Origin of the sequence: Bradyrhizobium sp. BRP23 (genome assembly GCF_020194135.1) — a bacterium.
Classification (GTDB): domain Bacteria; phylum Pseudomonadota; class Alphaproteobacteria; order Rhizobiales; family Xanthobacteraceae; genus Bradyrhizobium; species Bradyrhizobium yuanmingense.
Genome location: NZ_JADYVW010000006.1, coordinates 77,996 through 92,058 on the forward strand (window position 1 = coordinate 77,996; position 14,063 = coordinate 92,058).

Here is a 14,063-nt window from a genome sequence, read left to right on the forward strand (position 1 = left end):
TGCTTCGTGCAACTGGTTCATCGTGCCGACGGCCGTTGATTGATAATGGGGGCGGGGCGCTTCCTGCGGTTCGAGGCCAGGAGCAGGCTGCAGAACTCCGTTCCAATATACAGGACCGCAATTGCAACAATCGAGATGAATGCGAATGTCATATCGAAACGCCACAGCGCAATTGCAATGAAGGTCGCGAAGAAACCGTATGCCGATGAAAATCTGGCGGCGCGTCGGAACAAGACCTCCAAGAACAGCAGCATCACAATAAGTGCGAGCGGCCAAAAATAGTGAAAATTCCCATATGCTTCCCCAAACAGCGTTGAATTGAGGGTCAACTGCTGAGTGGATTCCATATAATACCCAAGATAAGTTCCGAACGTCTTCGGCTTGTCCTCCCAGATCGTGGACGGAATGAAGAACGAGAATGACTTGAGCACGAAGGTCTGCCCCCACAAAGGAGGAAAGTGATCGGGGACATTTTCAACCAGGAATTTAAACACGAGGATGTTGGAGGCTTCGGCGAACGCATTCAAGACCCTCGAAATCCCTCCTTCTGTTCCAGCTTGCGAGGTGAAGCTGGCGGTCTGCAGAGCAATGAGAATGTTCTCCACACTTACACCACGCGAGAGGGCCAGCCCTCTGAAAACGGCCCACACAGAGCTCATAAATGTCACCGTCGGAGCCACTATCACCAACCCCGATCCAAATAGAACTAGTCGATCGCGGAACAGTAACGCAATCATCATTATGAAATAGGCGACCGTAATTCGATTGAAGGTTAAGGCCACATCGAGAATAACGACTAGTCCGCCGATTAATACCGCGCTCCGCCTGGGCATTCCGAGCACGCTAACCTGGTAGATCAGGTAACCAAAAACACTCGTGCGCAAGCAATTCTGGATGCCCAGACTGAAGATTGCGACTGGGCTTTGTGAAAGCGCCGTTGCGGCGTTTTCTGCCCAATGTCCTCCGCTTCCCTTCCCGGACAGGAAGAAATTCGTTACCTCCAAAAGGATCAGTATGAATAGGAATATCCGAAAGGAGTTGCGCTCGATCGGGGGCGGTCGGGCTTGCGCGCGCCTTCGGGGTGCAAGTCGGGCGATGACGTGAAACAGTAGAACAACCAAAAGCCCAAGATACAAATTGAGCGTCGTTGAAAGATCGGCATAGGGATCGTAGCTGGCGATGTGGAGGGTAGGTTCACTCAAATTGTCGGTAAACAGCACAACAAGAAGGGGGATCAGCACATAATAGACGGCTCCAATCAAAATGCCGTCCGAGAAGCCCAAAGCGTCCAACCGAATTGTACGCAACTCGACAATCGTGAGCAAAAAGATCACGAGGAAACCCAGCATTACGAACACATCGTTCATGAGCTTTGCCTCGGAACCAGCCTGATGCTCATGGCCCGCGCGAATTGCCAGGTTACCCTCATGTGTTCGGCAAAGTCGTACTGCCGATGCCCACGAAACCAGTGGTGAATGACGGTGAACGTCATGATGGCATCCAAGGGGAGCAAGGCGATGGCCGCAGCTTCGAGCCCAAAGTTACTTGCAGCCAAATACACCAAGCCGGCGGTTATAACTGACGTAGCTGCATAAATTGCAGCAAACCTTTGTTGCTGATTCATCGCGAGTAGGAAAGAACCGACTGTTCCCCACAAGGTGCTTAGGATCATGTTGCCCGTGAGAACTGCGAATAAAACTATGCTAGCCTGCATTTGCCCGCGCCCCAGCCAGAACAGTAGCTGGTCCCCCGCCACGATCAGCGCAGCCGCAGAAGGTATGGTGACCAAAAGGAGGGCAGTAAGATTGATGTAGACGAGTCTGTCCACGTACGGCTTGTCATTGCGCGCTTCCGACGCGGTAATTTCCGGAAGTGTTGCGCGTGTCAATAGGCCAACGACTTGCAGCGGCACCCTCGCCATCATCCGGATAGTACCGAGGACAGCCGCGGCCGCGGGCGAAATAGCCAACCCAACGAAGAAAATGGATCCTTGAATGCTGAGAGCCGATGATACCGGCAGGCTTAGTGCCGCCATTGCGGAATTTGCCAGCGACCGAACCTCCGACGCTCGAGCTTCGGTCCAACCAAAGTGAATCCATGCAGCTGTTCTTCGTAACATCGCATAGTAAAAAATAAATCCGATGACCCGCACGACCAGCATTGCCGCTGCGCACGCGACATACCCTCCGCCAACGCTTGCAACAGCCAGAACACTTGCTTGCTCGACTGGTGAAACTATGTCCAGGAGAAACGTGCCTCGGGCGTAGTGGCCAATGCTCCTAAAGGCCATATTCACCACATTCATCTGCAGAACGACCAACGAGTATGTAGTCAACAGGAGTGCTGCAGCGGGTAGGCGCTCATCATGCCAGGCGGCCCACGCCGGAAAGTCCTTGGAGACCAACCACAACCCGGAAGAAAGGCCCCAAATCGCAGCTGAGATCAGACTAACGAACAACCAAACACTCTGGAAAGCACGGAGAGCGGCAGGAAGATTTCCCGCGGCCACGCGGCGGATCATACTGACGCCTCCGGCAGTTCCAAAACCGAGATCGCTGAGCGCGACGTAAGTCGGTATGGCCGTCAACATAAGCCAGACACCGTAGCCGGAGGCTCCCCATGAGGAGACGAGAATCGGCACGGAAGCCAGCTGAATGAGCAGGACCCATGCCTTGCCCACGGCATTTGCTGCGACTCCCAGCAAAACTCGACCGGTTGGGCGACCAAGCGAAGTCCTCATGATCACCGTGCCGTCATTTCCGTCAGCAAGAGATAAGATGTCTCGCGGATCTTAGTTCGCGTCCGTTGCTTCACTCGACTGCGAATCGGCCTGTGCCGAATGACCATGCTCGAAGAGCGCAAAGCTCTCGCCATGATCCGTTGAGCGCAAGGTAGTCGGATAGAGGAACGGGGCTTGAGCATAGAAGCATCTCTCAGCTCGGCAACTCTTGCCAGAGCCCTTGAGGCGAAGTGAACTGGCTTCAGCCTCGGTAAGCTCGTTAGGCCAGTACTTGAAGTGGAGATAGAGATTTCCGGATCGGTCGAGCGCAGCTCTTTGTCTCCACGCGGCGTAATAGCTACGCCCGGGCTCCACGATCACGCGGTGCATCAATCCGCCCGGCCAACGCTTGAACGGCTGTTCGAATGGCTTCATCAATTGAACAAGCTGGTAGTGATAAAAGTCCCCTTCAGCTCGAGCAAATACATGCAGGTTCTGCTCAGTATCCATCAGGGCCGAAACATAAGAGTATCTGCCGTACTTCTTGTTTGATTCGATTTCACCGAAGGCCTCAGGATCCGTCCAGCCCGCTTGTATAGTCGCAGGTGAGCTTGACATCGTTAACTTGAACAGTCCCTGATGCGCGCCGAAGATAACGTACAGAATGCCGCGCCTGTCGGCCGTAATGGCCGGGATGTTGTGGGGATCTGGCCCATGGATTAGATTGCGCACCGGACTGATGTCGCCCGACAGGCCAAGGTATTTTGAATCACTAGTGAAACGCCGGCCGACGAGGTCGAACTCTCGAATGTATACCATCGTGCCCGGCTCTCCGGGCGCTTTGGGAGTCGCGCTTGGGTAGACAATGAAGATTTTGCTTCCGAGAGTTATGAGCGAATTTGCCCCTCCTGAATGGTTGATCACAAGCAAGCTGTCGCTCGTCACCAGTTGAGCAGGAAAGTCGGGAACTAGAACTCCGGATGAATCATAGTGGAAATGCTCGAGCCATAGCTGCTTGCCAGCTCTCGTGCCGTAGTTTTCGTGGCTTAGAACTGCCGGAGGTCCGGCGTGAGAATTGAAGCCGTCCGGCACTTCCATGACGGCCGCCCTCCCGCGTAATGGTAGAGCTCTCCAGGTGCGCATACCGTCCAGTGAGTAAAGCAAAACGGCATGATCAAGATTCGAGTATCGCGGCGTGATGATAGTATAAGCGCGATCTCTCGCATCGATTACGATGCGATCGTCGATCATCTGACTGGTGTCCCACTTCCCATCCCAATGGTTGCCATCTGAAAATATGTCGCGGTTAACCGCCTCAACCACTCGGTCTCCAAAGTCCCGGCGAATCGAGTAGGATCCGGATGCTTGCGTGACAATTGCAGACCCGAGCCGAAAGTACGCAACCGACGCTGAATCGAAGGCAGGTGTACCAGCCGAAAATTCAGTTGCGAGAGGTGCTAGCCGCGGATCATCAGTGAACCCGGCAAATGCAATCGGCAATTTTATCGAGGGTTGAGTGGACTGCGCAGCACTCACATTCATCAGGCTCGCCATGACCAGCGCCATCGCGCAGAGGCGAACCAGCGCAACGCTGGCCACGCGTCTGGTGCACGACCCGGGTAGCGTGTAGCGAACTGCTATTGTCATGCGCACCTTCCCAGCGAGATTTTCGGAACGGAGCTCCTATGGCTTGCGGCCCCTCGGCGCCGCTCCGACAGAGACTGCAGCAATCCGGGCCCTGGGCGCATCGAGATCAGCTCCCGCCCCGCAATTGCAGACCAGTGAATGTTTCAAGTCTCACCAGCATTTCATCCCTGCTGGTGACCGGCAGCAATCTTTGTTCCAACTCGAAGACCTTCGAGCCCACTAGCATCCTATACCAGTAGCCTTGCATAAAGTGATAGATCAGACCTTGCGTGCCGTCGAGGAATCCTAGTCGAATGATGTATCGATAGAGAAAATAGAGCGTCGCGCTGATCCAGAAAGGCAGCGCGTTGTAGATGCGGATCTTCAAGAAACGCTTAGCTGCAGCCTGAAGGGAGAGATTCCCGGACGTTATTGCGTTGTCCGAGTGGAAGAGGTTGTAGCGGTCGTTCAATATATCGACGGCTTCTCGGGTCGCGTAGCGGTTGTGCTTCTCGATGAACTCGGAAATGCTGAACAGGTTATAGTCTGAAAACTCGCCATAGAGTGGCTGAGACCTGCCGCTAGTCAGAACGATATGCTCGTCCATCCAGCGATCTTCAATTCGCGCAGATCCCCGCCGCCAAATCCGCAAGAGGATCAGCGGATAGCGGCCACCATAGCGAATCCAGCGCCCCAGGAAGATGTGCCTGCGTCTTAGCGTTAGTCCCGTGACCTCAGCTGGCAGCGATCGAAGCTGCGAACTGATCTCTGCTGCAAGATCGGCTCCTAAGACTTCATCAGCATCAAGCCGCATCACCCAGCTTCCAGTGATCGGCAAATTCTCCAATGCCCACTGGAATTGCTTCGCCTGGTTTATGAACTTATGCTGGTAAACGTGCGCTCCGTTGGCACGAGCGATCTCAAGGGTCCGATCGGAGGAAAACGAGTCAACGACGAAGACCTCATGCGCGATAGGCGCCACAGATTTGAGCGCTCGAGCAAGGTGCCGCTCTTCATTGTAGGTGAGTACAATAATCGAGATCACTATCTCATCTCTTCGACGGCCGCCGCTTCAAATGCGTAATCTGCAGTTCGAAGGCATCGGTGGTTGTTTCGGAAAACTCTGGGAATTTAAGTTCCACACCGCGGACCGAGAAACTTCAGCTTTGAGACGCTTAACGATAGCCCGCGGTTTCGCACATTAGTGCACGGTTCATGCTCTTGAGCTTTCCAAACTCATTAACTTAGTCGGTCTATGAACGATTTGGCTCCGATGCATCTGCAAAGGTCATACCAATTCAGAACAAAACCTTCATGACCTTCGGAATTACGTAGTCTGATTGGAGACGAAAAGACATCTGCAAGGAGAAGTGCTAAACTAGGATCGATATCGCTAACAAGCCCAAAATATCCTCAAGATTAATTCTAGTTCTGAAGCGGGTGGGGTCAGGTCCACTTGGATCCTCACATCAGCGCCATGCTGGCTGGATTGGGGCCAGCATGAATGGCCAAGTCTTATTCTCTAGATCGTCGTAAGCGTGCGTTGCCGCGATCGAGCCCCGATGTCCGCTCATGAGACGGCCAAACGGTTCGGAGTGGCGATCAGCGCGACAATCGGCTCGATGCAGCGTCTTGAGGATGGCGGAAGCATTGCCTTGGCCAGATGGGCGGTCACAAGCCGAAGGCGCCTCGGCGGACCACGCGATTTGGCTGTCCCACCGGATCAAGGACCACGATTTCACCAGATAAAGGTTCGTTGCCGAGCTCGCCAACGGCTTCCAAGGTCGACAACCATTCCGCAAGGGACTTCGTGCATGTCGAGAAGCTCAGATTCAAAAGGCATGGTAGCCGGCGAACGCGATGAACCTCGAGGCGGGCGGCGAGCCCAGAGCCCACAACCTCCAATTCGCATTGAAGGCTAAGCGGCTGGTCTTCATCAACGAAACCTGGACCTGAAGTGACGTGCCTCTTTTGCGGATCTGCGGCCGGGCGGGCAATCACTTCACCCACGTTCCAACGGCCGCTGGAATACCAGATTTTCCCCGGCGATCCGCTCCACCGGATTGACACGCGATAATGCGTCAAAGACTCGATCGATGGTATGGAGCTTTCGTATCTACATCGAAAAGGTTCTTCTGTTCCCCTTCAGCCCGGCACCCTCGTCCTGAACAAGCTCGGCAGCCACGGGAGCAATCAGCTCGCCACCCGAGCCGCTCGGTCTGCGCCCGATTCTCGTTCCTACCCAAATACCGCCCGAACCGAACCGATCGAACAGTTCAAGGTAAAGCACTCGCTCCGCAAAGCTGCCGTGTGATCCGTGATGCACCGGCGCGGCAGTTGGCCAAGCACTCGATGCCTGCACCTCTAAGATACGCATCAACTACCTAAAAAATTCAGGCAATCGAACCATCTTTATGCCTTGGACGCGTTGCCTAGCCGGATCCATCCAACGGCCTTTGGACTACCGTGTATCTAAAGGCTGAGCTACCTCTTACGGTACCAAGGATAGTATCAACACGTTGATAGGCTCCGATACGTATCTGGTTGCATCTGTCCGAATTATAGTAGCAAACCGTCGCCAATATTTTGCGACCACAGCTATTCTTGATGCTAATGATCTGATCGCGCATGGCTGGGTCGACCACATGAGCTCGCGCTGCCGCCTCAATATCAAGACAAGGACGGCCCAACCCGTCGCGAACAATCGGCGAGGACGATTGCTCAGGTCCATTCTGCATTAGTAAGCGCGAAGTGTTCTGGGCAAAACAATAGTCGGCGAGAAATACGCCGACCACAGCACCCAGGAAGAATTTCCAAACGATCGGAAGAGTCTTGTCCAAGATAATGGCCTCGTATCCAAGATGGCCCAGCTAAGCGTTCTGGAAGCCTCTCAGCAGAAAGTTTAGCCTAGAAATGAGATTAGGTTATCAGTACTGCAGCTGTCACGCAACGACGTCTAGCGCCCATCTAAGCGATCGAATCTCTTTCTATTTGATGATCTCCCAAGCCCCCCCTGAGGCGGCACTTGGGGCTCTGCGATACGCATTCCGCAAGGTTTGAAAATCAACTAACTGAGAGAGGGGGACAGTGTCCTCGCCGAGCTTTGCAAATGTGAGGATGTCCCGTAGCGTCCTCCAACGGCTCTCGTCATAATCTGCTATGCGACCGCCGATCGGCAACACCAACGGCCGCAGAATTTGCAATTCGAACTTAACACGCGCTGGATCGAGCTCCCCGGGGTCAAAACCCACGAGAAGCGGCACGCTTCGGTCGTAGTTGGCATATGTGAACTGCCATCCCCTGATTATGCCTTCAAGCACCTTTGCAATGAGCAAAGGTCGGTTCTTTAGAAGATCGCTGCTCGCAAAATATACTAGTCCCGGGACATGGATAGAGTAGTCCTGCGGCTTGATGAGTCTTAGCCGCAAGCCACCCGGATCGCTGGGTAAGGACTGCTCAGTGACCGAGGAAATAATTGCATCGACCTCTCTATTGCGCAACGAGTCGACGCTATTGAGGTCAGGCACTTTTATGATTTGGCTGCGCGACAAGCCGAGCTGCGCCATCATGGCATCGAACACCGCTTCACCCTCACTCCGCGGTTGGTAGCCAAGACGCATACCGATTAGATCGGCAGGGCGCACAATTCCCGAATTCTCTAGCGTAAGGATTACCACTGGAGTATCTAAGAGGCTCGCCGCAAAAGCTGTTACCGGGACGCCGCTCCATGCGGATAACATGAATTTGTGCCCGCTGGTCACACCGATAGCACCCTGCCGGGCTACCGCTTCGACAAAATTCGGATCAGCCGCATTGGATTGAAGGGAAATGTTGTCGGGGAGGTATCCCTCCTTGGCTGCGATCATCTCACCGGCAAACGGCGCCCCAAACCTACCATCGAGCAGCATCATGACGTGGGCGCTTGGGGTATTTAACCGCACCCCCGGTTTCCTGGCTGAAGTTAGGTAAAGAGCCCCACCTGTGATGACGCAAGCCACGATTAGCGCAGTAGGAATAAGTCCGATCTTGGCCCGACCGGGACGGAAGCGAGGTCTTATCAAAGGAGCATCCTATGAAGGGTTGAAAATACCGTACCTTCGAGTTAGAGTTTGCGCTATAATCTAGGCGTTCTTTTTCCGCTTAAATCGAAATTCTTGTGAACACTCATTCGACATTCAAATGTTTAGGGAAGCGATGACTTTAGCATCGAGCCGCCCCGCATCTATTTCCCAAACTGAAACTCCCACCATCATACTTGATCGCGAGCGCGAGCTTGTCCCCAACAATATGATGCCCCGCCGTTCTGCCCGCTGGCTACGTCCCTTTGTCGTAGAAAGGCTGATGGGCGTCGCAGATTCGGGGCTTATCCTACTGAGCGGAATTGGTTGTGCTCTCGCCTACCAAGTCTACGTCCAATCCACTCTTGGCAAGCCTCTCGCCTTTGCCGCCGCAAGCGTCCTCATTGCACTTATTTTCGGCCTTTTGCTCGCGGTGCAAGGGGGCTATCGGCTGAAGAACATTGGCAACGTGCGGCAGCAGTGGAGGATCACGTTCGCGGCCTGGACGGGTGTCTTTGCTCTCGTGCTCGCCCTCGCCTTCGCAATGAAAGTCAGCGAAGAGTTCTCTCGCGGCACTACGATCTCGTTTTATTTCGTCGGACTGACCGCCTTGCTGGCTTGGAAGAGTTTGGCCTCGTACTGGATCTCAACTGCCCTTCAGAACGGCTCGTTTGCAAACAGCCGCGCTATCGTAATTGCCGAGTTTGGACTTGCGTCGACCTCTTTAGCAATGAGGGATCTTAGCCGACACGGCTTTCATCTAGTCCAGGTTATTGAAATTCGGCCGCGCGAATTGGCCTCCCCCCTTCTACTGTCCTCTCTAGCACCGCGGTTTGATCAACTAGTAGCCTTTGCACGCGAAAACCAGATCGAACACGTCTTCCTCCTGATGGATTGGAGCCGGAAACATGCGATCAACAGCATTCTTGATGCTCTAAAGATCCTGCCAGTTCCCGTACACTTAGTTCCCGACCCCAACGTTGCACGATTTCTGCGTTATCCGTTGGTCAGCACAGGAGGCACATGGACGGTTGAGTTGCAGCGAACTCCACTAAGCGGGAAAGAGCGCGCGTCAAAGCGCGTAATTGATATCCTCGGAGCATCGGTGGGACTTGTAATATTCGCTCCTGTTATGCTCCTGACAGCCGCCTTGGTTAAGCTGACCTCACAAGGGCCGGTGCTCTTCTGTCAGACTCGCAATGGCTTCAACGGCCGCGCTTTCCGCATCTTCAAATTTCGGACAATGTGCGTCTCGGAAGATGGTCCCACTATCATCCAAGCTACTCGCAATGATGCGCGCGTGACCTCCATTGGAAGGTGGCTGCGCAAAACCAGCATCGACGAGCTGCCACAGTTGCTGAACGTGCTGCTAGGAGACATGTCTCTGGTCGGACCTCGTCCACACGCGGCTGCTCACAACTCTGAGTATGAGAAGCTTATCGGCAATTACGCCTTTCGACATCACGTTAAGCCTGGAATAACCGGCTGGGCGCAGATAAATGGTTACAGGGGCGAGACAGGCACAATAGACTTAATGGAAAGGCGTGTAGAGCTCGACCTGTGGTACATCAACAATTGGAGTATGGTACTCGATCTGTCGATCCTCTTCCGTACGCTCGTTGTCGCGTTTGGGCGACCCTCAGCGTATTGACCCGCGATCACCAGCGCCGCCAAGGCTTGTAATCGAACTCAACTCCTGGCACGGTCAATTTAAGGCCGGTTTCGGCCAGACTTTTTGCTAGAGCCTCACGCGGAATATTATCAACTTGCCTCAGCGAGATGAGAAGTTCTTCGTGTATGGGCCAGCCCGGCCCAGTTAGGTTATTTACGGCCTCCCCGATGAACCCGCTATCGACCAAAGCCGCAAATTCTGCGAGTACTTTTTCCCGCGTCGAAGCGCTGAGCATCGGGTAAGCAGCAAGAGCAGTCCGATTCCGTCGAAGTGCGATCCAACCTTCGAGCGGCGCGGTCAGATAGGATTGATTCAGAAACTTAAGCAATTCCTGGTCAAATCCGCTGCGATTCATTTGCGCCGAGTAGAGCAGCAACCATAGAAACCCGTTTGAGGGAGCGGACGAGAGGGCGAACTTTAGGTGCGCCTCAGCTAGCACCATATCTTCATCGCCATTGCCTCCAAGCGCAATCACCTTTTCGGCAACCGCCAATCGAACGAGCGCTTGTGCGTTCAAAAAGTCAGGCCCTGGAAATCTTAGTTTGATATTCACCCGCGACAGCGCATGAGACAACGCGCTCGGCCTCAACCTATCCCCGGCTTCAATCGCCCTCGAAATCTCTCGGACGCTCTTGGTCGACCAGAGTGAAGAAAGGGCGTAGGAAAACCAAATGAGGCTCGCCACCCCAAGCAGCGTCAGCGAAATTCGTAATGACGCTTTGTACATTGCCGGGGCGCGATTTCGTTCCTATTCAACATACCCGTAACGAGCATAATACTTTTGATAGTAATTTCGGCCGTGATACGACTGATAGCGCGCAAGAAGCCTAATATCTGCCTTGTTGAGCACGACACCCAACAGCTTCTCCTGAATCTCTGGCAAGCTGCGTAATTTGTGTTGCACCACGTCAACCTTGGTTTGCCCCCATTCGACGACGAACAAATAGGAGTCAACATAAGACGAAGTCACTCTGACATCGACCACAGGCGCCAAGGGCGGCATATCGATCACAACGTAATCGTACTTTGAACGCAGCCGATCAACCAGATCTCCCATTGCCTGCGAGGCTAGAATCTCATTTGTATGAGGTAGATTCGAAGTTAGACCAGCCGGCAAGAACGAAAGACCTGTACTGGCATCGACATTTATAAGATCATCCAGCTCGGCGACTTGAGCCGACGCCTGAACGAGACCGTCGCGATTATCCATCAGCAATGCGCGCGATAGCGAGGGATTGCGCAGATCGAAGTCGATCAAAATCACTCGGGCGCCGCCCTGAGCCATGAGCTGAGCAAGGTTGATTGAAAGCGTGCTCTTACCTTCGTTAGGGAGTGTCGAAGTAATTGCAATAACGCGATTTTGGCGCCCGGCAGAACTCAAATCGAACGCTACCTTCAATGAGCGCACAGCCTCTGCAAATCGCGACAATGGCTTATCCACCACGTATCGCAAGAGGTCAGATTTTGTACCTCCCTCAGTTCTCTTCGAGTGATCACCAAGTAGTGTCGCCGAGTGGGTTCGAGCAATGAGCGGCACGATGGCGAGACAGTTTGCACCGATGATCTGGTCCACTTGCTCAGTCGTCCTGAACACATTGTCCATAGTCTCGCGCGCTAGAGCAACGCCGAAGCTGAGCACTGTTCCGGCGAATAGGGCTATGGCAAGAATGACGAGCGTTTTAGGATAGCTCTTCACCAGCGGAGTCGATGCAGCGCTGATGACCCGAGCCTCGGTTATCGGAAAAGACTGCTGCTGTACCGATTCCATATAGCGCTGGAGGAAGTTGTCGTACATAGCCTGATAGGTCTGCGCATTGCTTTCGAGCTCCCGCAACTGAACCTGGGCTCGGTTCGTAAGTTGCGACTCCGACACAACATTGTTTAGACTGGCCTTGATGCTGTCTTCGCGCGTAACCGCGATGTCATAGTCACTCTTATAAGATTCTTGAATGCGCCTGAGCTCATCCTGGATATTCTTCTTGATCTCCGCCATTTGCCTGCGCAAATTGGCCGCCGCAAGATGGTCAGAGCCGTACTTGGCCGACCAGATTGACTCCTTCGATGCCATGTCGACGTACTGACCGCGCAATTTAACTATCGTATCGTTCTTCAATGCGTCAGCGACCGAAGCGTCAGGAATTTCCTGCTTAATGATATCATTCATCCGATCGAGCCGGGCTTTTGCTTCGGCGGTGGATGCACGAGCGAGAATCAGCTGACTGTTCACCTCGGCGAGCTGCTGCTCGTTCATTAACCGGCCACCGGTATCGACAATGTTGTTAGTCGTCTTAAAGTCGACAACAGCTTTTTGCGCGGCTGAAGCCTGTGTCCGGAGCTCTTTGATGCGATCCTGAAGCCAGACACTCGCACGGCGGCTCGCCTGGTATTTCGCCTCCAATTGATCGACGATATAGGTGTCCGCTATTGCATTAGAGATCCGGGCCGCCTTTCCTGGATCTAACGAGGTGAAGCCGATCTCCATAACATAGGTAAGGCCAATTCGTCTAATCGTACGCTTCTTCTGAAATCGTTCCAGCGCCTTACGCGTCTGTTCGAATTCGGTCGGCGATTGTTCGGTTGAAAATAGGGCCGATAACGCTCCTGCAATCGCGCCGATCAGTCCGCTACCAGATCCGGTAAATTCGGGATCATCAATCAGATGCAGGTCGCGAATAACGGCGAGACTGATGTTCTCCGATTTCAGAATTTCGACTTGGGTTTCAACCATGCCGGAGTCCACCGACGCGTCGCCCATCATGGAGGGCTGCTGAAACAGCTGCACCTTCCGAGTGTCGATTACCATCGATGCCGTAGAAGTAAATTGTGGTACGGCAGTAAAGAGGTACAACAGCGCTACTAGGAGGCATGCGACGACAATGGCAAACATCGAAGGAAATTGCCGCCTAAGTATGTCGATGTAAAAATTGAGCGTGTTCTGAGCAGAACCCTCGCCGTCGCCGAACTGGCGGTTGATTTCGGAGGTCCGCTTGTTCACCTGCAACATCCAACAATTCCTGAAAATGGACTGGTGTGTCGATTAAGGGTTGACGCTCGTCAAAAGTGTGGTTGCGTCCCGGGGCAAACTCGATGCCAAGCCCGCGCTGCTGACAAACACTAGCACGACCGTGCCTGCAATTGAACGCGGTTGATGCAGTGCACAGCACTGCTTGAACTACATTTTGCAGGAAGCTTAACGATGCAAAAGCAAAGCGGCGCCCAATGGCGCCGCTGCCGGTAAGACATCCATGGGCCGGCCCAGAGGGCGCCGGTTCCGGTCAGCGCGGGCTGACGCTGTTGGCGGTGATGCCGACGCCGCCGCCGCCGGTGCCGGGCGGGTTGTTGGGGGTCGCGTTGTTGCCAAACACAACGATGCCACTGCTGGAGCCGCCGGTCGGGAAGCCGCTGCCGGTTGGGCCGCCAGCGCCGCTGCCGCCACCGCCCGCGCCGCCGCCGGCCGCAGCGATTGCCACGTCGCCGGTTGCGGCCTGATAGGCGGCGATCACGTCGGGGTTGCCGGTACCGGCGATCGCCGTTTGAATTTCATTGGCGTAGGCCTGATCCTGCTGCGCGGCCATACGGGCAACCTGCGCAAGGCCGGCGACGATCGCGCTCATCTGGTCCTTGGTGGTCGCGGGATCCTTCAGGAGCGCGATCAGGCCGGGCAGCGTGGTCGGATCGGAGGCGCCGAGGTCGCGCACGCGCGAGATCAGCTGCGGGCCGCCGGTTGGATATTGCTGCAGCAGGCTGTTGGGGGAAGCCTTGAACTCGGAGATTACGGTGGCCGGCAGCTGGCGCTGCGGCGAGTAAATGGCGGCGTTGGCGGCCGATGTGATGGTAGCGGCGAGCGCCGCGGCGGCAGCCATGCGAAGCGCGCTTCTGATAACGCTCATAAAACAACCTCCAAAAATCAGCTGCCCCGATCTGCTTCCTCGGCCCGGGCAAAATGGCTGTGCAGTGCAGGAACCTAGCGAAAGAAAGAAGAGCTGTC

At 54.4% G+C, this 14,063-nt stretch carries 9 protein-coding genes; 1 reads left to right on the forward strand and 8 read right to left on the reverse strand.

Going from position 1 to position 14,063, the window contains the following annotated elements; all coding sequences use genetic code 11:
- Positions 1-17 precede the first annotated feature (17 nt).
- The 5 genes from I6F24_RS17915 to I6F24_RS17935 all read right to left on the reverse strand — a co-directional run bounded on the left by I6F24_RS17915 (position 18) and on the right by I6F24_RS17935 (position 8,256).
- Positions 18-1,367, reverse strand: a complete 1,350-nt coding sequence (locus I6F24_RS17915) for a hypothetical protein (RefSeq protein ID WP_225148865.1) — start codon at positions 1,365-1,367, stop codon at positions 18-20.
- A complete protein-coding gene (locus tag I6F24_RS17920; protein WP_225148866.1) occupies positions 1,364-2,680 on the reverse strand; it encodes a hypothetical protein in 1,317 nt (438 codons plus the stop codon). Before I6F24_RS17920 ends, I6F24_RS17915 begins: the two co-directional genes overlap by 4 nt.
- A gap of 111 nt (positions 2,681-2,791) precedes the next feature.
- Entirely contained in the window at positions 2,792-4,366 is a 1,575-nt protein-coding gene (locus I6F24_RS17925; RefSeq protein WP_225148867.1) for a hypothetical protein, read from the reverse strand.
- A 106-nt stretch (positions 4,367-4,472) separates the two neighbouring features.
- On the reverse strand, positions 4,473-5,390 hold the full coding sequence (locus I6F24_RS17930) for a glycosyltransferase family 2 protein (protein WP_225148868.1): 918 nt from the start codon (positions 5,388-5,390) through the stop codon (positions 4,473-4,475).
- A gap of 1,942 nt (positions 5,391-7,332) precedes the next feature.
- Complete coding sequence (locus tag I6F24_RS17935) at positions 7,333-8,256, reverse strand: ABC transporter substrate-binding protein (RefSeq protein WP_225148869.1); 924 nt, start codon at positions 8,254-8,256, stop codon at positions 7,333-7,335.
- A 268-nt stretch (positions 8,257-8,524) separates the two neighbouring features.
- Between I6F24_RS17935 and I6F24_RS17940 the strand changes: the two genes are divergently transcribed.
- Positions 8,525-10,054 (forward strand): undecaprenyl-phosphate glucose phosphotransferase, encoded by a 1,530-nt coding sequence (locus I6F24_RS17940; protein ID WP_225148870.1) that lies wholly within the window; start codon positions 8,525-8,527, stop codon positions 10,052-10,054.
- 7 nt (positions 10,055-10,061) lie between these two features.
- Here I6F24_RS17940 and I6F24_RS17945 read toward each other — a convergent pair whose 3' ends face one another.
- The 3 genes from I6F24_RS17945 to I6F24_RS17955 all read right to left on the reverse strand — a co-directional run bounded on the left by I6F24_RS17945 (position 10,062) and on the right by I6F24_RS17955 (position 13,965).
- Complete coding sequence (locus tag I6F24_RS17945) at positions 10,062-10,802, reverse strand: hypothetical protein (RefSeq protein ID WP_225148871.1); 741 nt, start codon at positions 10,800-10,802, stop codon at positions 10,062-10,064.
- A 21-nt stretch (positions 10,803-10,823) separates the two neighbouring features.
- Complete coding sequence (locus I6F24_RS17950; protein ID WP_225148872.1) at positions 10,824-13,079, reverse strand: polysaccharide biosynthesis tyrosine autokinase; 2,256 nt, start codon at positions 13,077-13,079, stop codon at positions 10,824-10,826.
- 271 nt (positions 13,080-13,350) lie between these two features.
- Positions 13,351-13,965, reverse strand: coding sequence for a hypothetical protein (locus I6F24_RS17955; protein WP_225148873.1), 615 nt, complete (start codon positions 13,963-13,965; stop codon positions 13,351-13,353).
- Between the last annotated feature and the right edge of the window lie 98 nt (positions 13,966-14,063).